The sequence below is a fragment of the Amycolatopsis sp. NPDC041971 genome, from assembly GCF_055588925.1.
In genome coordinates this window covers 122,426-143,345 of sequence record NZ_JBVJCE010000005.1, presented here as the reverse complement: position 1 = coordinate 143,345, position 20,920 = coordinate 122,426, and the positions used below count along the sequence as shown (strand labels likewise).

The following is a 20,920-nucleotide window of genomic DNA, read 5'->3' as shown; positions in this document are numbered from 1 at the left end:
CGCGGGTATCCGACTCTGGAGGATGTGTGACTGAGCGAGAAGTCGACGTATCGGTGATCGGCGACCGGGCGAAGCCGGGCTGGGCCGCATGAGCGGCGCCACGAGGACCGGCGTCTTCGCGGTACTGCGATCCACCCCGGCCCCCGTCAGATATCTGCTCGGCGGCGTGCTGGTCAACCAGCTGGGCGCGTTCGTCCAGACGTTCCTGATCCTGTATCTGACGTTCCGGGGTACCTCGGTCGGTTTCGCCGGGGTCTGCCTCGCCGCGTACAGCGTGGGGGCGATCTTCGGCGCCATGCTCGGCGGCGAACTGACCCACCGGTTCGGTGGCCGCGCGACGATCGTGACGGCGATGACGTGCGCGGCGCCGCTCGTCGCGTCGATCCCGCTGGTCCGGGGCACGCCTTGGGCGCTGGTCACGGCGGTCGCGCTGTCCGGGCTGGCGATCCAGGCGTACCGGCCGGCGGCCGCGGTGCTGCTCGCGGAGTACATGCCGGAAGAGCACAAGGTCATGGGCTTCTCGATGATGCGCATCGCGCTGAACATCGGCGCGGCCGTGGCACCGCTGATCGCCGCCGTGGTCATCCAGGTGAACTGGGATCTGCTGTTCTGGCTGGACGGTATGACGGCGGCACTGTGGGCATTGCTGGCGTTCGTGTTGCTGCCGAAGGGAAGCAAGACCCCGCACGAGTCCAAAGCCGACGCTCCTCCCGCGCTGAGCGCCCGCGCGGTGTACGGGACGATGATCCGGGACACCCGTTTCCTGTGTTATCTGGTGGCGGGCCTGTTCGGCATGATGATCTACGCCGGCTGGGTCGCGGTGCTGCCGTTGAACATCGTCGACGCCGGCTATCCGGTGGGGTTGTACAGCACGGTGCTGGTGATCTCCTCGGTCGTGCTGATCACCTGTGAACTGAAGATCACCACCTACATCGTCCGGATCCCGAAGAATCTCGCCGGTCTGTTCGGCAATCTGGTGAGCGCGCTGGGATTCGCGCTCTACGGGCTGATCGCGCAGCATCAGTTCTTCGTGATCGCCGGCGCCTTGCTGGCGGTGTCCGGGTTGATGATCCACGGACCGAGCACGGCCTCCCATCCGGCGACTTTCCCGGTTGAGCTGAGAAGCCGCTACATCGCGACGAAGGAGACGTTGTCCGGGGTGGCCGCGACCATCGGGCCGGTGCTGGGGCTGTATCTCTGGAGCGAATTCGGCGGCCCGGGGTTCTGGGGGTTCTGCGCGGTGTTGTCCGTCATCGCCGGATCGATGCACATCTACGGCCTCAAACAACCACCCGTGGCGGAAAAGGTGGCCGAACCCGAGCCGGAAGTCGTGGGAGAGCGACCATGAACGAATCCAACGGTGTCCTGCTGATCATCGGCAGCGGACTGAAGTTGTACCGCGAGTATCTGGTCTCGTCCATCCACCGGTGTGCCCGCGAGGCCGGACTCGGCCTGGTGCTGCTGAACAATCTCAAACCCACCTGGCAGCACGCGTATTTCGACGAGATCGTCCACACCGACGTGTTCGACGCGGACGAGATGCTCGCCGCCGCCCGCGAGGTCGCCGGACGGCACCGGATCGCCGGCCTGATGTGCTGGGACGAACCGGTCGTGCTCGCCGCGGGCGAACTCGCCGCCGAGCTCGGGGTCCCCGGATTGAGCGTCGACGGCGTCCGCGGCTGCCGCGACAAGAATCGCACCCGCACCGTGCTGACCGCGGAAGGATTGCCGCAGCCGGGATACGCCCTGACCACCGGTCTCGACGAGGCCCGTGCCGCGGCTGCCCGGATCGGGTATCCGGTGGTGCTCAAGCCGAGGGCGATGGGCGCGAGCATCGGCGTGGTGTACGCCGCCGACGAGTCCGAAATGGACGCCGCGTTCGGGGTCGCCATGGGCGCCGCCACCGTCGACCAGAGCCGCTACGGCGGCGGCGCGATCGTGGAGGGCTACGTTTCCGGCCCCGAGATCAGCATCGACGCCGCCGTGCACAAGGGCGAGTACCTGCCGATGTTCGTGGCCCGCAAGGAAACCGGTGATCAGCCGTACTTCGAGGAGATCGGGCACGTCGTCGACGCCGGCGATCCGCTGCTGCGCGACACCGAGCTGATGGACGTCCTGGCGCGGGCGCATCGCGCGCTCGGTGTGCAGGACGGCATCACCCATTCCGAGGTCCGGCTGACCGACCGCGGCCCGCTGATCATCGAGATCAACGGGCGCCTCGGTGGTGACCTGATCCCGTTCCTCGGCAGGACCGCCACCGGTCTCGACCCCGGCGAGATCCTGTTCGCCGTCGCGACCGGGCAACGGCCGGTCATCGCTCCGACCCGGCACGCCGTCGCCGGGATCCGGTTCGGCTACCCGGATCACGACTGCCTGGTCCACGAGGTCACGGTCCCCGCCGAAACGCCGGGTCTGGTCGTCGCGTCGCCGATGGTCGACCCGGGGACCACTCTGCGGCTGCCGCCCGGCGGCTACATCGCCCGGCATTCGTTCGTGGTGTGCGAAGCCGATGACCGGGAGACCTGCGCCCAGCGACTGGCAGCGGCCGCCGCCCTGGTGCGGGTCGACGCCGATCCGGTGGACCCACCAGCACCCGGTACCGCCTTCGAGATGCCCGCCGGGCTGCTCGACGTCGACGAACACGAGGGAGTTTCCGCATGACCATGACCGAACCCGTCCGCACCGACAGGCCGCTGACCGGCGCGCAGATCCTCGCGAACGCGAAGGCGCTCGCGCCGATCCTGCGCGAGCGGGCGGCGGAAATCGAAAAGAACCGGAGCCTGCCCGCGGACGTGGTCGAGTTGCTGCGCGACGCCGGTGTCTTCCGGATCGGCTTCAGCCGGGAGTGGGGCGGTCCCGAGATGACCTCGATGGAGCAGACCGAGGTGATCGAAGCGCTTTCCTACGGCGACGCGTCCGTCGGCTGGTGCGCCAAACTCGGCTCGGACATCGGGTTGCACGCCAACTTCCTCGACCAGGACGAAGCCCGCCGGATGTTCACCAGCATCGACATGCACTCCGCCGGGGTGCTCCCCGTGACAGGACACGCGGAACGTGTGCCCGGCGGTTACCGGCTCACCGGCCGCTGGAGTTTCGGCAGCGGCTCGACACACGCCGATTGGGTGGCCTCCGGGGCCATGGTGTTCGAAAACGGTGAGCCCTACGCCAGTCCGGACGGCAGCAACCCGCACGAATCGCGGCTGTTCATGGTGCCCGGCGACCAGATCGAATCCGTCGACAACTGGTACACCCTCGGCCTGTGCGGCTCCGGCAGCAGCGACTACACGATCACGGACGTGTTCGTCCCGGAGAACCACACCCTGACCTTCGACAATCCGAAGGTGCCCAACGGGCCGCTGGTGCAGCCGGACGTGATCCAGCGCAGCATGTGCGGCGTCCCACTCGGCACGGCGAGGGCCGCGCTGGACTACGTCCGCGGCCTCACCATGGAACGGGTCGACATGCTGAAGGGCTCGCCGTGGCGGATGAGCGGCCTGGCTTGGAAGGACAACGAGCGCATCCAGATCACATTGGCCGAATGCGAGGCCGACTACAGCACGACGCGGGCCGGCGTGTACCAGGCGCTGGAGCGCCAATGGGAGGTCACCGCCGACGGCACCGGCACGCTGGACGATCTCACCCCCGACGAGCGGGTCGCCCCGGCGCTGACCGGCTGGCAGGCCTTCCAGATGTCGAAGCGGGTCGTGCAGCGGCTCTGTGATCTGCTCGGCACCGCGGCCATCCGGTCGGGCGACCCGATGAACCGGTGGCTGCGGGACTCGATGACCATGGCCATGCACCCGACCGCGCGAGACCGCGTCACCCAGACGGTCGGCGCGCATCTGGTCGGCGCCAAGCCGTCCATGCGGTTCATGCTCGGCATCGTCGACAAGCCCAAGACCGAGTCCGATGCGTGAGCAGCGGCCCATCCTGATCGTCGGGTTCGTGACGCCGGTGCTGATGGCACTGACCGGCACCGAACCCGGCGGTTCGGTCGTCCTCGTCGAGGAGCCGGACGTCATCCGCAAACGGGATCTGCGCACCAGACTGGCCGAATCTCCCCTGGTCGGAGAACTGATCGGCTGGGAACACGCCCGGCCCGGCTCGGCCGACGAGTTCTACGTCGCCCATCCGGACCTGGACCCGGTCGCGGTGATCCCGCTCATCGAGTACGCCACCCCGTTCGCCGCCCGGCTCGCCGAACGCTACGGCCTGCCGGGCGCGACCCTGGGGGCCGCGCAGATCCTGCGGGACAAGGCGATGCTGCGGAAGGTCAGCGCGGCCGCCGGACTGGCCAACCCGGAGAGCGCCACCGTGACCTCCCCGGCGGACGTGCTGGCGTTCCTGCGCGCCCATCCCGGCCCGGTGGTGCTCAAACCGGCGAACCGGCAGGCCGCGGTCGGCACGCAGATCATCCGTGACCCCGGCGAGGTCGAGCAGGCCTGGGCGAGCTGCGTCGAACAGGACGAGGGCATCTTCGTCCCCGACCGGCCGATGGAACTGTCCATGCTGGTCGAACGGTTCGTGCCCGGCCCCGAGTACAGCGTCGAGATGCTCGTCCGCGACGGGCGGCAGCTGTTCGCCAATGTCACCGGCAAACAGCTCTACCCCGGCCCGCGGCCGGTGGAGCTGGCCCATATCGTGCCGGCCGACATTCCCGGCGACCTCACCGAGGAACTCGCGGAACTGACCTGCCAGGTCGTCGAGGCCGTCGGATTCGCCGACGGCATCCTGCATTGCGAGTGGATCGTCTCCGACGGACGGCCGTACCTGGTGGAATGCGCCGGCCGGATCGCCGGTGACGGGATCATGGAGGCCATCGACCGCGCCTACTCGATGGAACTGCTGCGTTCCTACGTGGCGATGATGCGCGGTGAAATGCTGCCCGAGTTGCCTCGCCGCGCCACGGGCGGCGCCGCTGTCCGCTTCGTGCCGATGGAGCCGGGCGTCATCGACGCCGTCGTCGGGCTCGAGCAGGCCCGGCGGGTGGAAGGCGTGTTCCTGGTGGACATCCAGGTCAAGCCGGGTCACCGGTTCACCGGGCTGCGCAGCTCCTGGGACCGGACGGGTTTGGTGATGGCCGTCGCGGACAGCCCCGCCGAAGCGTTGCAGCGCGCGGAAAAGGCCGCCGGCCTGATCCGTATCGAGGTCACCCCGGAGCCTTGAGACAAGTACATGAAGGCCCCCTTCCTTGCGTCAGGCGCAAGGAAGGGGGCCTTCATGTACCTCAGCACCAAGCCCAGACTCAGGGACGAAGCCGTCGGGCCACCGCGGCGGCACCGGCCGCGACGATCGCGGCACCCGAGTACTTCAGGATCCGGTGCTGGCGGGTCGCCCGCCGCGATGCCTCGGCGTAGGGAACGGTGGTGTTGGTGATCATCGCGTGCAGTGGCATCCAGCGGTGCCGGAGAAGTTTCTCCAGCACCGTGTCGCAGGCTCGTTCCAGGCGGACCGCCGGCGAGCGCACGGTGTCGCGGAGTTCGGCGAAGTTGCGGTGGGACATGTCCGCCAGCGCGTCGGTGTTCGGCTTGCGGCGGGTGTAGTACCTCGTCAGCGCCGCCGTCGTGTCGCCCGGGTGATGGGCGAGGCTGTCCGTCAGTTCCAGCGCGTCCTCGAAGGCGGAGTTCATTCCCTGGGCCAGGAAAGGATAGACGGCGTGGCAGGCGTCCCCGATCAGCACGACTTTCCCCTCGTGGATCCATGGAGCGGTGCTGACGGTGACGAGATTGAAGGTGGGCCGCCGCAGGAATTCCTCGCCGAGGTCGGGGACCAGCGACAGGACGTCCGGGAAATGGCGGCGGAACAGAGATTCCACGTCCTCCGCGGTCCTCAGCGAGTCGAAACCGTGGGGACCGTGGAACGGCAGGACACAGGAACAGGTGAAGGAGCCGTCGCGGTTGGGGTGAGCGAACATCATGATGTCGCCGCGGGGCCACAGATGGAAGACGTCGTCGGCCATGCGATGGCCGCCGTCCGCGGCCGCCGGGATGTGCAGTTCCCGCCAGCCCCATTCGAGATAGCGCTGCGAGAACTCCGCACGCTGTTCGTGGTGCATGGAGCGACGGACGGCCGAGAACGCGCCGTCCGCGCCCACCACGACATCCGGCTTCACCACGAGTGCCCGTCCCTCGGGGTCCACAAAGGACACCGAGGGCAGGTCGCGGTCCACTCCGGTGCACCGCGTGTCGAACACGAACCGCACCCCGGGCACCCGGCCGGCCGCGTCCACCAGGACCGCGCTCAGGTCCTGGCGCTGGATGGCCAGGATGCCGCCCTCGCCGTAGGCCGAGAACCGCAGTCCGCCGTCGGGGTTGTGCAGCATCCGCCCCCGCATCGGCACGACGAGCCGTCTCACCTCGTCCGACAACCCCAGGCGATCCAGCGCCGCCAGGCCGCGCCGGGACAGCCCGAGGTTCATGGACGTCGCGGCGCTGGCGGTCTCGCGGGGATCCGGCCTGCGGTCGTACACCGTCACCGCATGCCCTTGCCTGCCCAGCGAAAGCGCCAGGAACGCACCCGCCATCCCGGCGCCCACAATCGTGAACTCCACTATGCACTCCCCTTGTTCAAGCCTTGACCTCCATGACAGCGCCGAGGATCTCCTCGGCGACGAGCGGTGCGGTGGCGAAACCGGTGCCGCCGCAGGCGGGACGGGACCAAACTGACGGACGGATCCGGACGAGCATCGGTCCGCCGCCGACGGGATCGGCCGCGTAGTGGCAGTCCCGCACGGCGACGACGGCGTAGTCCGCGGCGTCGGTGAGGATCGGCTCGGCGAGCAGCCGATCCGCCCACGGTCCGCGTTCCCGCTCCGTGGTGGCCGCGACCTCCCGGCACACCGCGTCCGAGCTGATCTTGAGCAGGGTGCCCCCGCCGGGTGGCAGCAGCCAGGCCGTACGGCCCGCACCGATCCGGCCGACCCCGGGAGCCGACGTCCACCAGCCCGCCAGCTCCCGTGGCGGCCGCAGGTAGACCATGGTCTGCCGGTACAGCGTGGCGGGCCGCTCGACCAATTCGGTGTTCCCCGGTCCCGCCGCGACCAGCACGAGGTCCGCCTCCACCACGGTCCCGTCGGCCGCGGACACCCGATGGTCGTCGACATCGACGACGGCGCATCGCGGCCGCAAGGTCACCGCGGGATGCGCGGCGAGCCATTCGGCCGCCGCGCGCAGGAACCGGTCCGCCAGCAGCACGCCGGCGCCCGGGTCGAGCACCCCGACGGTCCCGGCGGGGAACACCACGGGCGCCAAGGCGTCCGGCGACACGGCGACCGCGGGAAGCCCGAGACGGCCCGCCGTGTCGAACGCCGACGCGAGCTCGTCCCGCGTGCCCGCCGTGACCACGCCGACCGGCCGGAAGATCTCCGTCCGCAGCAACGATTCCAGCTCCAGCCAACGACGGCGGGCCTCGGCCATCCGCCGGGTGCCGTCGACGTCGTCCGGACGCAGCACCCGCAGGGCGCGGTGCTGGTCGGACGACGCCGACGCGGGATTCGGGACGGGACCGCGGTCGAACACGGTCACGCGGTGGCCCGCCCGCGCGCAGCCGATCGCGGTCACCAATCCGGTGACGCCCGCACCGACGACGGCGACCGAGGCCATCAGCCTGCCAGCCGCGGCAGCTTCTCGGCGACGACCGTGTCCGCGTCCACCGGTCCGGGCAACGTCGTGTCGGGCAGCGCCGCCGCGGCGAGATCGATCAGGATCGGCGCGGCACAGCGCAGGAACACGTTAACCTGGTGGCAGAGGTCGCCCGCGGTCTCTGCGGTCGTCGCGGCGGCCAGCCGGTCCAGCCGCCCCAGCTGTTCGGCGAGCGTCGACGCGACGGCGGTCAGGCTGAACCGCTCGAGCTCGTAGCCGTCGGTGAACCGCTCGGTCATCCGCTTCGCCGTCCGCCGGGCGTCGCCGGAGACCGGCAGTGGACCGCGGTCCACCCACTCGTCGACCACCGCCGCGATCCGGTTCCACGGTCCGGTCAACCGCGTCTCGCTGACCCGGAGCAGCGCCTCGTGGGTGAAGTCGGTGCGCTGGTATTCGGGGCTGGTGGCGCAAAGGTGGAAGCGGATGAGGTCGCGCGGCACCTCGGTGGCCAGTTCGCGGCCGGACACCACATGTCCGCGGCTGGTGGAGAACTTCTCGTTGGCCAGCTCGTAGAACTCGTTGGTGACGTACTGCGCCGGAAGCACATGGCCGCCGAGCGCGGTGAGCATCGCCGTGCCCACGACCGCGAACGGGTACGTCGCGTCCAGGCCGAGGAAGTACACCACGGTCGAACCGGAGTCCGCCCGCCACAGCTCGTCATCGGCGGCCAGCACCGCGCCGCGTTTCTCGGCGGCCAGCGCGGTGGTGAACATGCTCCACGGCATGCCCTCCATATGCGGGTAGATCACCTGCCCTGCCACCTCGGGGAACGGCGCCGGGATACCCCACGACGTCGGCTGGGTGATCGGGAAGTCCGGCAGCGGCCCCGCCATCGCGGACTCGATGAGCCGGGCCATGCCGGGCCGCATCGGGATCCGGGCGAAGTACGCCTCCAGTTCCGCGCGGTACCGCTCCACCGGGAAGACGAGGATGTCCGCCTCCCGGTACTCCAACGGCTCGTCCGGACGCAGCGTCGAACGCGGCTCGATCAGTTCGCCGGGGGCGACCGGCAACCCACAGCTCTCGCAGATCCCGGCGTACCCGTCGGCGAGGCAGAACGGGCAGCCGCCGGTGACGTAGGCGTCCATCAAGTACTCGCCGGTGCTCGGCAGGAACGGGAAACGCACGGTCCGCAACTCGAGCCTGCCCATCCCGTGCAGGCGATCGTAGAAGTCCATGACCAGCTTGGTGAACCTGTCACCGATACAGCCGAAGCCGTCGACCTCGATGCCCATCGCGGCCAATGTCTGCCGCACCTGCTCCGCCGAACGTTCCCGCAGGTCTTCCGGGGTCACACCCAGCCGCGCGGCGGCGGTGACGATGTAATTCTGGGTGAAATGCATGCCGGTGCCGTAGAGGGTTTCCGTGCCGGTCGCGCGGGCGTACCGGGCGCAGACGTCGGCGGCGAGGAACGGACCGGCGAGATGGCCGAGGTGCAGGTCGCCGTTCGCCGTCGGGGCCGGCGAGATCACCACCAGCCGGTTCATCAGGCGGTCCTCGATTCGGTGGCGCCACGGCGGGCGAGCAGATCGCCGACGATGTCGCGGGAACGGTGGGCCAGCACGCTGATCAACGAGTCGGCGATGCCGTGTGTCGCCTCGTTGACGCCCTGCAGATACACCGCGCCCCAAGCGGAATCGCCGAGATCGACCCGGTAGCACCGGCTGACCGAGATCTCCGCGAGGCCGACACTGTCGGCCAGGTCACGCACCATCGCGGGCATCCGCTGGTCGTAGCCGGTGCCGAGGAGTACCAGATCGCACTGCAACGCCTCGACCTTGCCGCTGGTCCGGTCGCGCAGATCGAGGACGATCTCGTCGTCTTCGATCCTGGCGCCGACCACCTCGGTCAGGGTGCGCACGTGCGAACGCTGCACGCCGAGACCGCGCTGCTGGTACAGCGTGGTGTACATGTGGTCGAGGAACGGCGGGGCCGCCGCGGCGTAGTTGGTCAGGCGCATCTCGTCCAGCATCTGTTCCCGGACTTCGGCCGGGCTGTCGTAGAAGCGGTCGACGAACGACGGGAAGAACAGCTCGTTGACGAATTTGCTGGTCTGGTAGTTCTGCGGGCCGATCGAACGCACGATCATGGTGCGGGTGCTGTTGGGCAGATTGTCGTGCAGCGCCATGAACATCTCGGCCGCGCTCTGTGCCCCGCCCACCACGACGGCGCGCAGCGGGGCGTCCGGCGGCAGCTCCGCGATCCGGCGCCGGTACTGGGCACTGTGGATGATCCGGTCGGCCGGGAGATCGGCGAAGACGTCCGGCACGTTCGCGTCCCGGCCACCGCCCACGACGAGGTCACGGCAGTGGATCGTGTCCCCTCCGGCGAGCGTCGCGGTCCAGCCGGTGATCGAACCGTCGGTGCCGCGCACGGGTTCGATGCGCTGAACCCTGGCGTCGTACCGGATGCGGACCTTGTCCAGCGACTTCGCGACCCACTGCAGGTAGTCGGAGAACTCCCAGCGGAACGGATGGAAGGTGCCCAGGTTGACGAACTCGTCGAGCCGGTTCTCCTGGTACAGGAAGTTGAGGAACGAGAACTTGCTGCGCGGGTTCCGCAGAGTCACCAGATCCTTGAGGAAGGAGACCTGGCTGCGCGCCCACGGCATCAGCAGATCACGTTGCCATTTGATGTCCGGGCTCTGCTCCAGCAGCAGCGTCTGCTCGGCGAGCTCCGGATTCCCGGACTCCTCGATGGCCACCGCGAGCGCCAGGTTCGCCGGTCCGGCTCCGATCGCCAGCAAACCCACCTGTATTTCAGTCACAGATACACCCCGTTCGTCCAGAATAGGTCGCCGACACTAAGGATCGGCATTTCCCCGGCGACAGGGCCGATTTTCCCGCCGAACCGGGAATCTCGACGAGGTCGTCCCCTCTGCACACCTGGCCGCCCGGCGAAAGGGATGATTTCCCTTTTTCCAGGGAGGCCCCCTGACTGGCCTCTCCGCTGCCCCAAGAGGCGCCGCCGCCTGCCCCGTAAGGCAGCGTCACGTTGCCGCATTCGGCCGAGCATGGAAAGCGTGCCGCTTCTTCTCACTTGACCGACCAGGTCCGCACCGGCGAAAGAATTGATTGCGATCAATTGTTCATAACGGTCGTATGGATCCGTTCGATACCTAGTGCATAGACTCTTCACGCGGCCGACGAGCCTCATCTCCGTCATGGTCGACCAGGCACCTTCATCGCACTTCACCGAACGGAGCCGATCAGGCAGGCTCAGTAGCGGCAGGCATAGGGGAAAATGATGAACAATCACGTCAGTGTCGGTAACACCGCCCGTTTGTGGCCGGCGGAACTCCATGACCAGCGGCGCACCGCGCGCCTGCTGCCCGAACAAAGCAGGGGTGAAGAAAATACCGACACCGAATGGGTGACGGTATTCCTCGCCGACAGTCAACCGGCCGTTCGTTACCGGGTTCGCTCCGCACTCGAACTCGTCGACGGCATCGTCGTCATCGGTGAAGCGGCGACGGCGAACGCGACGATCGCGGAAACCTTCCGGCACCGGCCTGACGTACTGGTCGTCGACCCGCAGCTCGGCGAGGCCGCGGCCATCGACGTGGTGAGCCGGGTGTCGCGCGTCGCACCGGACACCCGGGTCCTGGTGCTGAGCACGGTCGATGACGACACCGCCATCAGATCGGCGATCCAGGCGGGCGCGCGCGGGTATCTGATCAAGGGCACCGATCTGGATCAGGTCGTCCGCGGCGTCCAGGTCGTGGCCGCGGGCGAGGCGATCGTCGGCAAGGCGATCGCCGGCCGGTTCAGCACCTTGATGTGGTCGGCCGGCGGCCCGGAGCCGTACCCCTTTCCCCAGCTGACGACCAGAGAACGGGAAGTGCTCGACCGCGTCGCCGCGGGAAAGTCGAACGGCGCCATCGCGCGCGAACTGGCGCTCGCGCAGAAGACCATCAGCAATCGCGTTTCCGCGGTCTTCGGCAAACTCGGGGTGGCCGATCGCGCACAGGCGATCGTGCTGGCGCGGGACGCGGGTCTCGGGCGCGGATGATTCACCGGCAATCGGGAATAGTTCCCCTATCTCCGGGAAGACGGCCGAACATAGCCTCGATCAGCACCGAACGCCGGACCGGAAAAAGCACGCTGATCGGAGTGGGATGTGACTGACCAAGACCTCGCTGTCGTGGACATCCGCAGGCTGGAACACGAGGACCTGACGCGGGCCTACGGCTTGGAGATGAAGCTGCTTTATCCGTGGAACGGTTTGACAGCACCGTTTCGAGGGGCTTGGTGTGTCCTGCGCCCCGGTGACGTATCGGTGTCCCACGCCCATCACGAACACGAGATCTTCATCGGAATGGCCGGAAGGGCCGCGGTGATCGCCGGTGAAAAGCGGCACGAGTTCATGGCGGGCGACCTCGTATTCCTGAAACCGGGGATCGAACACAACCTCGTCAACGAGCACGACGAGGACTTCTCCTACTACGCGATCTGGTGGGACCGGGCGATGTCGGACGAGTTCGTCTCCCACGAGATCTCCCGGGCCGAGTCCCATGATTGATTACGACGGGCGGAAATTCCGCAAAGCGGGCGGGGACGCCGAAGCGATCGCCGTGTACCGGCAAGAAGGCGACGTCGTCTGGTCCGAGTTCGCCGGGGGCGAGGTGCGGCGAGGGTCGATCACCGGCGCCCAGCGGGAGAACGGGGTCCTGCATCTGGGGTACACCCTGGTGCTCGCCACCGGTGAGGTGATCTGCGGGCACACGGTGAACACCCCGGAGGTGACCGAAGACGGCCACCTCCGCCTGCGTGAGGCGTGGGAGCGCTACGGCCCGCACGCCGCCACCGGCGTTTCCTACCTCGACGAGGTGAGCTAGTGTCCCGCAGCCCATCCGAGGCGGATTGGCGACGCCTCGACCACGCCGTGACCGGCCGCGTGCGGCGCCCCGGAGAAATCGGATTCCGTGACGCCAGCGTGCCGTTCAACAAACGGTTCGCCGGGATCACCCCCAGCGGTGTCGTCTCCGTGGCGAACACCGCGGACGTACGAACCGCCATCGAGTGGGCGCGCGACACCGGTGTCGACGTCGTCGCCCGTTGTGGCGGGCACAGTTACGCGGGCCATTCGGTCAACACCGGCCTGGTCATCGACCTCGGCCCGATGAACACCGTGTCCGCGGACGGATCGACAGGGCTCGTGACGGTCGCGGGCGGCGCGCGGATGGCGGACGTCTACGCCGCGATCCAGCCGTACGAAATGGCCTTCGCGCTGGGCAACGGAGCCTCGGTCGGTATCGCCGGCCTCACCCTGGGCGGCGGCTGCGGGGCCACCTCCCGTGCGCTCGGGCTGACCGCGGACGCGCTCGTGGCGACCACGCTGGTGACCGCGGACGGTCAGGTTCTGCGGTGCGACGCGGAGAACAACGCCGACCTGTTCTGGGCCTGTCGCGGTGGCGGTGGCGGGAACTTCGGCGTCAACGTGTCCTTCACCTTTCAGGCGAGGCCGGTGGCGGACTGTGCCAGCTACCTGCTGTTGTGGGACCGCGCCGACGCGCCGAAGGTCTTTTCGGTGCTGCAGGAGGTCGCACGGCGAGCGCCGGACGAATTCGCGGTCAGGATCGGCGTCAGCAAGCCGGGTGGGTCGGACGCCGTCGTGTCCGCCATCGGACAGCATCTCGGCGCGGCCGAGGAGTTGCGGGATATCCTCGACCCCGTACTGTCCGTCGCCCGGCCGATCCGCATGGATCTCGCGGACCGGACCTTCTGGGAGGCCAAGGACGATCTGCTGCACGAGACCGCGGAGGGCGCGTTCTCGGTGCGGACCAACATCGTCACCGAGCCACTGCCGGACGAGGCGATCGACACGATGCTGTCGTTCGTCGACCGGCTGCCTCCCAGCGGCAATCCGGACGGTGGTGGCGCGGCCCTGTTCTCCTGGGGTGGCGCGATCAACCGGGTGGGCGCGACGGAGACCGCGTTCGCCCACCGGAACGCGCTCTTCCTGTTGTCCATGGACACTTCGTGGGCCGAGAACGACGAGCCCGCCGCGGTCGACGCCAACCTCCGCTGGCTGGCGGACCTGGGCGACGCGTTGTCGCCATACGTGTCCGACGGCGCTTTCCAGAACTTCATCGACCCGGATCTCGAGGACTGGCGCACCGCCTATTACGGCGTCAACTACCCACGACTGAAGGCGATCAAGGATCGGGTCGATCCCGACGGCGTCTTCACCTTCTCGCAAAGCATCGGATCATGATCGGCGACGACAAGGTCCTCATCTGGACGGCGGCCGAGGTCGAGAACGGCGCCATGCCGGCGGAGCATCGACCCTACGCCCAGGAGATCCTGGCCTGGGCGGGCCGCTACCTGGTGTCGCCGCATCCGGAACTGGGCCGGAACGGGCCGGTGTGCCCCTACACGCAACCGTCGATCCACAAAGGACTCTTTTATCTGGCGGCACTGACCGCCACGAACGGCGAGACCGACGTCCGCGACGCGATCGAGAGCCTGCGTTCTTGGTACGAAAGGCTTTCCGCCAAGACCTCGCCCGCCGAACGGGAACTGCTGACGATTCTCCTCGTCCTGCCGCAACTGGACTATCAGGACGCGACAGGACTGGACGACCTGCAGCGTGAGGCGAAGGACAAGTTCGTCGACGACGGCTTGATGATCGGGCAGTTCCATCCGGTCTGTGAACAACCCGGCCTGTGGAACGAGAAGTTCAAGGCGCTGCGCGCGCCGGTGCCGTTGCTGGCCATCCGCAAACTGGTCGTCTTCGACCTGCCGTTCCTGATGGACGACGCGGTGCACGCCGAGAGCTATCTCCGGCGGTTCGCCCCGGACATCCCGCCCCGCATCCGCGATCAGCTGGTCAACCGGCTGGTGGGCAACAAGAAATCTTTGCAGACAGCCTGATCACCCCCGGGGGAGAACAACTCATGCGGCACTACCTCATGGTCCGGCCGGCGTACTTCGACGTCGAGTACTCGATCAACCCGTGGATGGATCCGAGCAAACCCACCGACACCCGGCTCGCGATCACCCAGTGGGAATGGCTACGTGACCTTTACGTCGAACTGGGCCACCGGGTGGACCTGCTCGACCCGGTGCCGGGTCTGCCGGACATGGTGTACGCGGCCAACGGTGCCACCGTGGTGAACGGCAAGGTACTGGTCGCGCACTTCCACCACCGGCACCGCCGCCGGGAATCCGCGGCGTACCTGAACTGGTTCACCGGGCACGGTTACCGCGACGTGCGGCAGGCCCGGTGGCACAACGAGGGCGAAGGCGATTTCCTGGTCGCGGGCTCCCGGATCCTGGCGGGTTCGGGTTTCCGCACCGACCGCCGCGCACACGACGAGGGCGCCGAGTTCTTCGGGGTGCCGGTGGTGGGACTGACCTTGACCGACCCGCGTCACTACCATCTGGACACCGCCCTGACCGTCCTGGACGACGACCTGATCATGTACTTCCCGCCGGCCTTCACCGAAGACAGCCGGCGGCAACTCGAACAGCTGTACCCGGACGCCATCATCGCTTCGGCCGCCGACGCCGCGGCGTTCGGCTTGAACGCGGTCTCCGACGGGCGGCACGTCATCCTGCCGCAGGCCGCGACCGGGTTGATCACACAGCTGCGCGAGCGCGGCTTCGAACCGATCGGCGCCGATCTTTCGGAGCTGCTCAAGGGCGGCGGGAGCGTCAAATGCTGCACGCTGGAACTCCGGCCGGATCAGGTCCGGTCCGCGTGCCGTGCGAACCAGGTGTCCAGCAACTCGGTGACACGTTCCGGCTCTTCGTGATGCGGCCAGTGCTTCGCGTCGAACCAGTGCACTTGGGATTCCTCGCACAAGGCGGCACTGGGTTCGACGAGACGCCTGCTGAACGCGCCGTCCCGGCGTCCCCAGATGAGCTGGGTCGGCACGCGGACCGGCCGGTCGAGTTCGGCGCGCGCGGCGCGGTCGAACGGCGAGATCGTCCGGAACAGCGCGCGGTACCAGAACAAGGGCCGTTGGATCGCACCTGACCGGCGCCAGGCGGCGCGGTGCCGGTCGACGTCGGCGTCGCTCAGCCGGGCGCCGTGTTTCAGCATCGCCGCGAGAACCGCGCCGTCACGGGCACCGAGGATCGTTTCGGCGAGGCCGGGGATCTGGAACGCCACCATGTACCAGCTCCGCAGCAACTGGGCGGGGCTGCGGATCAGTGCTTCGGCGAAGACATGCGGATGCGGACAGTTGACGATGGTCAGCGAACGGACCAGGTCGGGTCGCTCGATCGCCACCATCCAGGCCACCGCCCCGCCCCAGTCGTGCCCGACCAGGTGCACCGGCTCCGCCTGCTGCCCTTCGATGAGCAGCACGATGTCCTTGACCAGCTCGGGCATCCGGTAGTCGGCGACCAGGCCGGGTTTGGACGACAGGCCATAACCCCGCTGATCCGGTGCCAGTACCCGGTAGCCCCGCTCGGCGAGCGCGGTCATCTGCGGCTCGAACGTGAACCAGAGGTCGGGCCAGCCATGGAGGAACAAGGCCGCCGGACCGGTTTCGGGCCCATCGGACCGGAGGTGGAGCGTGACGTCGTCGACGTCCACGAACTGCTGCTGGAACATGGGTGCTCCTTCGGTTGCGGATGATCCTCCGTTCCGTGGCGACGCCCACCGCAACGGCACGGCTTGTCGACGCCGAGTTTGTCGTAAAGGTGGACCAGATGTGTCTCACTTCGCTCACTCGCGACGTCGGCTCGGCACCGTCGCGGTCCGCTGTTCCCAATGTCGCATCAGAGACCCTCAGCGTCTCCAATGCGACATTGGGAACCTGTGTCTCGTCGTACCCGGGGCAGCGCACGCGACCAAGGGTGCCGGTCATCGCGGCACCGCCGGTTCACCTCCGCCGACATCACTGGGCTCGGGCTTCGGAGCGCGCAGGGTGGCCATGGCCAGGAAGCCACCCGCGATCGCGATGCCCGCGGCCCCGAGGAACGCCGCCGAGTACCCGCCGGTCAGCGCGACCGGGTCACCGATCCGCCCCGCGCCGAAGGACACGCCGACCGCGGTCATCGCGGCCAGACCGAGCGCCGACCCGATCTGGTACGAGGTGTTCACGATGCCCGACGCGAGACCGCCTTCCTCCGGCTTCGCGCTCGAGATCGCGGTGCCCAGCGACGGGATGAACGCCAGCGCCTGACCGAGTGCCGCGACCAGCGACGCGGGCAGGACGTCGACGACGAAGTCGCCGGTCGGGCTGACGAACGACAGCCACACCAGACCCGCCGCGAGCGCCCACAAGCCACCGATGATCATCTTCTTCGGCCCGAACCGGCCGATCAGTTTCGGTGCGACGGCAACCATCAACACGACGATCAGCACCGTCATCGGCAGCAACGCCGCACCACTGGCGAAAGCCCCGTATCCGAGGACCTGCTGCAGGTACAGGTTGAGGAAGTACCACATCGGGATCCACGCCGCACCGAGCAGGAACTGGGCCAGGTTCGCGCCACCGAGGTTCGGCGTCCGGAAAATACCCAGCCGCACCAACGGAACTTCCCGTTTGCGCTGGATCACCACGAACACCGCGAGCAACACGATGCCGCCTGCCAGCGCGCCCCAGGTGCCCGCCGCGTCCCAGCCCGCTTCCGGTGCCCGCACGACACCGAACACGGTCAGCCCGAGACCCGCGGTCGCCGCGACGGCGCCGGCCAGGTCGACCGAACCACGCCGGGTGGGAGCGGACGGCATCAGCTTGCCCGTCGCCGCGATGGCGACCAGGGAAATCGGGACGTAGAGCCAGAAGATCCACGGCCACGACAGCCACTCGGTGATCACGCCGCCGAGGAACACCCCGGCGGTACCACCAGCGGGAGCGGCCGCGCCGTAAAGCGCGAGCGCCTTCGTCAGCTCACGGGGACGCGCGCCGAACAGCATCATCAGCAGGGTCAGCGCGGACGGCGCGATCAAGGCCGCTCCCGCGCCTTGCAGTACCCGGCCGAGCAGTTCGACCCACGCGGTGCCCGCGACCGCGGCGACCACCGAACCGCCGAGGGTGACCACCCAGCCCGCGGTGAACATCTTCCGCGCGCCGAACAGGTCCGAGAGACGTCCGCCGAGCAGCAGCAGCCCGGCGAGCGCGATGACGTAGGCGTTGAACACCCATGACAGGTCTCCCGGGGAGAACCCGAGGTCCTGCTGCATGGCGGGGAGAGCGACGCCGATGATCGAGGTGTCCATGATGACCATGAACTGGGCCAACGCGATGAGTCCCAGCGCCCACCACCGTCGTGGGTCCGGGGTTGTCTCCGCCATGACGACCGTCCTTTCGAGACTTACTTACCCCTAGGGGGTATCTGACGGAGCTGAACCTAGACCTCCGGACGCGGCTGGCGCAAGTACCCCTAGGGGGTATGTGTGTAGTACTGCTCACACCGCGGTCGGCGATCGTGATCACGCTCATGTGGGCGAAGCCGAGGGCGAAGCTGTCCTCGGTGACGAGCGGAGTGGCGGCCGCCGCGGTGCCGGCGACCAGGTGACGCCACCGGTGCGATCGCCGGGGCCATCAGCGTCTCGGCGACCCGCCGTACCTGCCCGCCGGCCGCTCTGCGGCTACCGCGAACACCGACCGCCCGGCGTCAAACCCCCAGCGCGCCCACGAGCAGCGCGCTGACGGCGTCACGGTTGGCGGGGACGTCCTCCCACCGCAACCTCCGGCCGGCTTCGACCACCACGCCGAAACCGGCGTGCACCAGCACCCTCGCCTGCCGCTGATCGAGTTCCGGCCGCGCCGACCGCAGTTGCTGCTCCCAGACGGCGATGTGCTCGCGCTGCGCGCCGACCAACGACCGCCGCAGAGCGGCGGGCAGGCCCGCCAGTTCGGCGTTGGCGACACTGGTGAGCGCGGTGTGTTCGAAGCTGTAGGCAACATAGGTCCGCGCCAACGCGAGCAGAGCGTCGCGCGGACCGTCGACCCCGCGAAGGCTCTGTTCCACCGCTTGGGCCAGTATCCCCGCGGCCTGGAGACAGGCCGCGGCGAGAATGTCGGCCTTGCCGGGGAAATACCGGTAGAGCGCGGACGGGACCAGCCCCACGGCTTCGGCTATCCGGCCGTTCGTGACGTTGGCGAAGCCGTCCCGCTCGAACAGCGGGATGGCGGCCGCGAGAATCTCCGAACGTCGCGTGCGCGGCACGGGCCGGGACGGCAACTCGACGGCGCCCGCGCCCGCGGCACTCGTCGTCGGGTCGGTCGCGACCACCCGCAAGGCGGACTCCACCAGAACCTCTTCGACGCGGCGCTGGGCGATCGAGGTCCGGTGCATCGTGATCGACCCGATCACCCCGAGTGCCGCCACCGCCCTCAGTCCCGCATCGGGGAGCGGGTACTCCCGCCGCACCGACTCGGTCACGTGGTCGACGACTCTCCCGAACTTCTCCCCCAGCGCGTGCCTGTCGTCGCCGTCGAGATACCGGGATTCCCAGCGGTACAGGCCACTCGACGCGCGATGGGTCACCGTGCCCTGGGTGACAGCGGTGAGCACGTCCGCCAGCGGGGCACCGGGCGGCACCTCGTCGAGGGTGGCGGCGAGCCGGTCCGCCATGACGTTCGCGCACGCGGCGAACAGCGCGTACTTGTTCGGGAAGTGCCGGTACAGGGCCGCCGCGGTGATGCCGACGTCTGCGGCGATCTCCTCCATCGACGCCGCGTGGTACCCGTGTTCGCTGAAGATCCGCCCGGCCGCGTCGACGATCAGTTGCTTGCGATTGCGGGGTCGGACGGCCGCGGTCGAGTCGGCGCTCATCGCCGGATCCGGACGGCTGCGGGCGGGAACAGGGCCATGCGGGGAAGTCAACCACGAACCGGATCAGCGACGGCCGGACTGTCCGGCGATGACCGGCCAACGGTGTGATTCCCGATCGACTCATCGCTTCTCAACCGGACCTGGACGAGGAACACGCCTGACCTCGGCCGAAGGGGACCGATTCAGCTCGATGCTTCCCTTGCCGACCACCGGACCGCTTCGTTATGTTAATCAGGAATCACTCATCGGACGCGACGGAAGCGTCCCGAACCTACCAAGGAAGCTAGGTAAGTAAATGAGCGATCTCAGCAGAAGGAGTGCACTGTCCCTCGGTGTCGCACTGGGCCTGGTCGGCGCGGCGGGTGTCGCGCCCGCCTGGGGCGAGACCCGGGCCGGGTCGGCGGCCGATCCTTGGTGGGTCTGGGACGACGAAATCGACCGCGTCATGGCGGCGGTCCTCGAGTCCGGCCAGGTTCCGGCGGTCAACGCCGCGCTGGGTCCGTGGGTGGACAACGGCGACCCGCTGCCCGGCGGCCTGCCCGCCGATCTGGCGGCGTACCTCCGACGAGTCGACAAGTTGCCGTCCTGGGCCGATCCCGCGAAGCTGCGCCGCGCGGCCGATTTCAACCGGCGCAAGGACACCTATCTGTTCATGCTGTACGGGCTCGGCAGCGGCATCATGAGCACGGTGATCCCGCGCGAGGCCAAATCCGTCTACTGGTCCGCGGGCGGGGCCGACATGCGGGACCGCGCCGCCAAGACCTTCACCTTCGGCTATGACCTGAGCGACCTCAACGCTTTCGAACCCGGCGGCCAGTTCGTGGTCACCGCCACCAAGACGCGGCTGGTGCACGCCGCGGTACGTCATCTGCTGCCGCAGTCGGCGCGGTGGAAGGCCGTCGCCGACGAACGCATCCCGATCAGCAACGGCGACATCCTGGTCACCTTCCACAGTCTCGGCACCTTCGTGCACCGGAAGCTGCGCGAATGGAAGGTCCCGATGTCCGCCGCGGACGAGGCCGCCTTCCTCCACCTGTGGCAGGTCGCCCTCCATCTGCTCGGCGTGCGGGAGGAGTTCATCCCCCGGACGTGGGCCGCCGCGCACGCGCAGTCGGCGCAGGTGCTCACCCCGATCCTTTCCCCGTCGCACGAGGGCAAGGAACTGGCCGAAGAACTTCTCGGACTGACCGCACAGGTCGACCTGGGCGTCACACGCGGATTCCTCAACGAGTTCGTGCGCTACGTGCTGAGCGACGCGATCGGCGATTGGCTCGGACTGCGCCGCGACTACGCTTCCACCGCCCTCATCCGCACCGCGTGGCCCGCCTACATCGCGTTCCGGGAAGGGTTGCTGCCCGTCATGCCCGCCGGGTTCCTCATGTTCGACCAACTGGTGCGCGCGCTGGCGATGTTGTTCCTCAACAAGGGAACTTCACCGACGACGACCCCCATCACGATCCCCACCGGGAACCGGCCCGGAGCCTGAACTCGATGTCACCGGCATGACACCCACACGTCGCGTGACTCCCCTTCCCATGA

19 protein-coding genes are annotated in these 20,920 nt (G+C 68.4%); 12 read left to right on the top strand and 7 right to left on the bottom strand.

Annotation, left to right across the window (positions count from 1 at the left end; translation table 11 throughout):
* Positions 1–88: 88 nt before the first annotated feature.
* Genes ACZ6DT_RS13405 through ACZ6DT_RS13390 form a run of 4 tightly spaced genes read left to right on the top strand, consistent with a single transcriptional unit; the run spans position 89 to position 5,166 of the window.
* Positions 89–1,348, top strand: a complete 1,260-nt coding sequence (locus tag ACZ6DT_RS13405) for an MFS transporter (RefSeq protein WP_465593374.1) — start codon at positions 89–91, stop codon at positions 1,346–1,348.
* Positions 1,345–2,661 carry an ATP-grasp domain-containing protein gene (locus ACZ6DT_RS13400; RefSeq protein ID WP_465593371.1) on the top strand — a complete coding sequence of 439 codons (1,317 nt, stop codon included), beginning with the start codon at positions 1,345–1,347 and terminating at the stop codon, positions 2,659–2,661. Before ACZ6DT_RS13405 ends, ACZ6DT_RS13400 begins: the two co-directional genes overlap by 4 nt.
* On the top strand, positions 2,658–3,917 hold the full coding sequence (locus ACZ6DT_RS13395) for an acyl-CoA dehydrogenase family protein (RefSeq protein WP_465593369.1): 1,260 nt from the start codon (positions 2,658–2,660) through the stop codon (positions 3,915–3,917). The genes ACZ6DT_RS13400 and ACZ6DT_RS13395 overlap by 4 nt, the downstream gene beginning before the upstream one ends.
* Positions 3,910–5,166 carry an ATP-grasp domain-containing protein gene (locus tag ACZ6DT_RS13390; RefSeq protein WP_465593367.1) on the top strand — a complete coding sequence of 419 codons (1,257 nt, stop codon included), beginning with the start codon at positions 3,910–3,912 and terminating at the stop codon, positions 5,164–5,166. The genes ACZ6DT_RS13395 and ACZ6DT_RS13390 overlap by 8 nt, the downstream gene beginning before the upstream one ends.
* 79 nt (positions 5,167–5,245) lie before the next feature.
* On the opposite strand, the gene ACZ6DT_RS13385 is transcribed toward ACZ6DT_RS13390, so the two are convergent.
* From ACZ6DT_RS13385 to ACZ6DT_RS13370, 4 genes are read right to left on the bottom strand one after another with little or no spacing between them, the layout of a single operon-like run.
* A complete protein-coding gene (locus ACZ6DT_RS13385) occupies positions 5,246–6,550 on the bottom strand; it encodes an FAD-dependent oxidoreductase (protein ID WP_465593365.1) in 1,305 nt (434 codons plus the stop codon).
* Between the two features lie 16 nt (positions 6,551–6,566).
* A complete protein-coding gene (locus tag ACZ6DT_RS13380) occupies positions 6,567–7,601 on the bottom strand; it encodes an NAD(P)/FAD-dependent oxidoreductase (RefSeq protein WP_465593362.1) in 1,035 nt (344 codons plus the stop codon).
* A complete protein-coding gene (locus ACZ6DT_RS13375) occupies positions 7,601–9,127 on the bottom strand; it encodes a class I tRNA ligase family protein (RefSeq protein WP_465593359.1) in 1,527 nt (508 codons plus the stop codon). Before ACZ6DT_RS13375 ends, ACZ6DT_RS13380 begins: the two co-directional genes overlap by 1 nt.
* The gene (locus ACZ6DT_RS13370; RefSeq protein WP_465593356.1) at positions 9,127–10,407 is read right to left on the bottom strand and encodes a SidA/IucD/PvdA family monooxygenase; all 1,281 of its coding nucleotides are present in this window, start codon (positions 10,405–10,407) and stop codon (positions 9,127–9,129) included. Before ACZ6DT_RS13370 ends, ACZ6DT_RS13375 begins: the two co-directional genes overlap by 1 nt.
* A gap of 479 nt (positions 10,408–10,886) precedes the next feature.
* On the opposite strand from ACZ6DT_RS13370, the gene ACZ6DT_RS13365 reads away from it, so the two are divergent.
* The 6 genes from ACZ6DT_RS13365 to ddaH all read left to right on the top strand — a co-directional run bounded on the left by ACZ6DT_RS13365 (position 10,887) and on the right by ddaH (position 15,399).
* A complete protein-coding gene (locus tag ACZ6DT_RS13365) occupies positions 10,887–11,651 on the top strand; it encodes a LuxR C-terminal-related transcriptional regulator (protein ID WP_465593354.1) in 765 nt (254 codons plus the stop codon).
* Between the two features lie 108 nt (positions 11,652–11,759).
* Entirely contained in the window at positions 11,760–12,161 is a 402-nt protein-coding gene (locus ACZ6DT_RS13360) for a cupin domain-containing protein (RefSeq protein WP_465593351.1), read from the top strand.
* Positions 12,154–12,477 carry an avidin-fold protein gene (locus ACZ6DT_RS13355; RefSeq protein ID WP_465593348.1) on the top strand — a complete coding sequence of 108 codons (324 nt, stop codon included), beginning with the start codon at positions 12,154–12,156 and terminating at the stop codon, positions 12,475–12,477. Before ACZ6DT_RS13360 ends, ACZ6DT_RS13355 begins: the two co-directional genes overlap by 8 nt.
* Positions 12,477–13,856: an FAD-binding oxidoreductase gene (locus tag ACZ6DT_RS13350; RefSeq protein WP_465593345.1), complete on the top strand. Its 1,380-nt coding sequence runs from the start codon at positions 12,477–12,479 to the stop codon at positions 13,854–13,856. The genes ACZ6DT_RS13355 and ACZ6DT_RS13350 overlap by 1 nt, the downstream gene beginning before the upstream one ends.
* Positions 13,853–14,515, top strand: a complete 663-nt coding sequence (locus ACZ6DT_RS13345; RefSeq protein WP_465593342.1) for a DUF6875 domain-containing protein — start codon at positions 13,853–13,855, stop codon at positions 14,513–14,515. The genes ACZ6DT_RS13350 and ACZ6DT_RS13345 overlap by 4 nt, the downstream gene beginning before the upstream one ends.
* Before the next feature lie 23 nt (positions 14,516–14,538).
* Positions 14,539–15,399 (top strand): dimethylargininase, encoded by an 861-nt coding sequence (gene ddaH / locus ACZ6DT_RS13340; RefSeq protein WP_465593339.1) that lies wholly within the window; start codon positions 14,539–14,541, stop codon positions 15,397–15,399.
* Here ddaH and ACZ6DT_RS13335 read toward each other — a convergent pair.
* Complete coding sequence (locus ACZ6DT_RS13335) at positions 15,330–16,205, bottom strand: alpha/beta fold hydrolase (RefSeq protein WP_465593336.1); 876 nt, start codon at positions 16,203–16,205, stop codon at positions 15,330–15,332. The genes ddaH and ACZ6DT_RS13335 overlap by 70 nt on opposite strands.
* Positions 16,206–16,457: 252 nt before the next feature.
* Positions 16,458–17,894, bottom strand: coding sequence for an MFS transporter (locus tag ACZ6DT_RS13330; protein WP_465593333.1), 1,437 nt, complete (start codon positions 17,892–17,894; stop codon positions 16,458–16,460).
* 98 nt (positions 17,895–17,992) lie between these two features.
* Between ACZ6DT_RS13330 and ACZ6DT_RS13325 the strand changes: the two genes are divergently transcribed.
* Positions 17,993–18,118: a hypothetical protein gene (locus ACZ6DT_RS13325; RefSeq protein ID WP_465593330.1), complete on the top strand. Its 126-nt coding sequence runs from the start codon at positions 17,993–17,995 to the stop codon at positions 18,116–18,118.
* A 99-nt stretch (positions 18,119–18,217) separates the two neighbouring features.
* Here the strand turns inward: ACZ6DT_RS13325 and ACZ6DT_RS13320 are convergent, their stop codons facing one another.
* Positions 18,218–19,381, bottom strand: a complete 1,164-nt coding sequence (locus ACZ6DT_RS13320; RefSeq protein WP_465593328.1) for a TetR/AcrR family transcriptional regulator — start codon at positions 19,379–19,381, stop codon at positions 18,218–18,220.
* A gap of 295 nt (positions 19,382–19,676) precedes the next feature.
* Here ACZ6DT_RS13320 and ACZ6DT_RS13315 point away from each other — a divergent pair, with 295 nt between their 5' ends.
* Complete coding sequence (locus ACZ6DT_RS13315) at positions 19,677–20,867, top strand: oxygenase MpaB family protein (RefSeq protein WP_465593325.1); 1,191 nt, start codon at positions 19,677–19,679, stop codon at positions 20,865–20,867.
* The last annotated feature ends 53 nt before the right edge of the window (positions 20,868–20,920 follow it).

Excerpts from the sequence above, each read along its gene's own strand:
- ACZ6DT_RS13365 (WP_465593354.1), top strand. The coding sequence starts at position 10,887 with ATGAACAATCACGTCAGTGTCGGTAACACCGCCCGTTTGTGGCCGGCG.
- ACZ6DT_RS13400 (WP_465593371.1), top strand. The coding sequence starts at position 1,345 with ATGAACGAATCCAACGGTGTCCTGCTGATCATCGGCAGCGGACTGAAG.
- ddaH (WP_465593339.1), top strand. The coding sequence starts at position 14,539 with ATGCGGCACTACCTCATGGTCCGGCCGGCGTACTTCGACGTCGAGTAC.
- ACZ6DT_RS13325 (WP_465593330.1), top strand. The coding sequence starts at position 17,993 with ATGTGTGTAGTACTGCTCACACCGCGGTCGGCGATCGTGATCACGCTC.
- ACZ6DT_RS13355 (WP_465593348.1), top strand. The coding sequence starts at position 12,154 with ATGATTGATTACGACGGGCGGAAATTCCGCAAAGCGGGCGGGGACGCC.
- ACZ6DT_RS13405 (WP_465593374.1), top strand. The coding sequence starts at position 89 with ATGAGCGGCGCCACGAGGACCGGCGTCTTCGCGGTACTGCGATCCACC.
- ACZ6DT_RS13315 (WP_465593325.1), top strand. The coding sequence starts at position 19,677 with ATGAGCGATCTCAGCAGAAGGAGTGCACTGTCCCTCGGTGTCGCACTG.
- ACZ6DT_RS13335 (WP_465593336.1), bottom strand. The coding sequence starts at position 16,205 with ATGTTCCAGCAGCAGTTCGTGGACGTCGACGACGTCACGCTCCACCTC.
- ACZ6DT_RS13330 (WP_465593333.1), bottom strand. The coding sequence starts at position 17,894 with ATGGCGGAGACAACCCCGGACCCACGACGGTGGTGGGCGCTGGGACTC.
- ACZ6DT_RS13345 (WP_465593342.1), top strand. The coding sequence starts at position 13,853 with ATGATCGGCGACGACAAGGTCCTCATCTGGACGGCGGCCGAGGTCGAG.
- ACZ6DT_RS13395 (WP_465593369.1), top strand. The coding sequence starts at position 2,658 with ATGACCATGACCGAACCCGTCCGCACCGACAGGCCGCTGACCGGCGCG.
- ACZ6DT_RS13375 (WP_465593359.1), bottom strand. The coding sequence starts at position 9,127 with ATGAACCGGCTGGTGGTGATCTCGCCGGCCCCGACGGCGAACGGCGAC.
- ACZ6DT_RS13320 (WP_465593328.1), bottom strand. The coding sequence starts at position 19,381 with ATGAGCGCCGACTCGACCGCGGCCGTCCGACCCCGCAATCGCAAGCAA.
- ACZ6DT_RS13380 (WP_465593362.1), bottom strand. The coding sequence starts at position 7,601 with ATGGCCTCGGTCGCCGTCGTCGGTGCGGGCGTCACCGGATTGGTGACC.
- ACZ6DT_RS13390 (WP_465593367.1), top strand. The coding sequence starts at position 3,910 with ATGCGTGAGCAGCGGCCCATCCTGATCGTCGGGTTCGTGACGCCGGTG.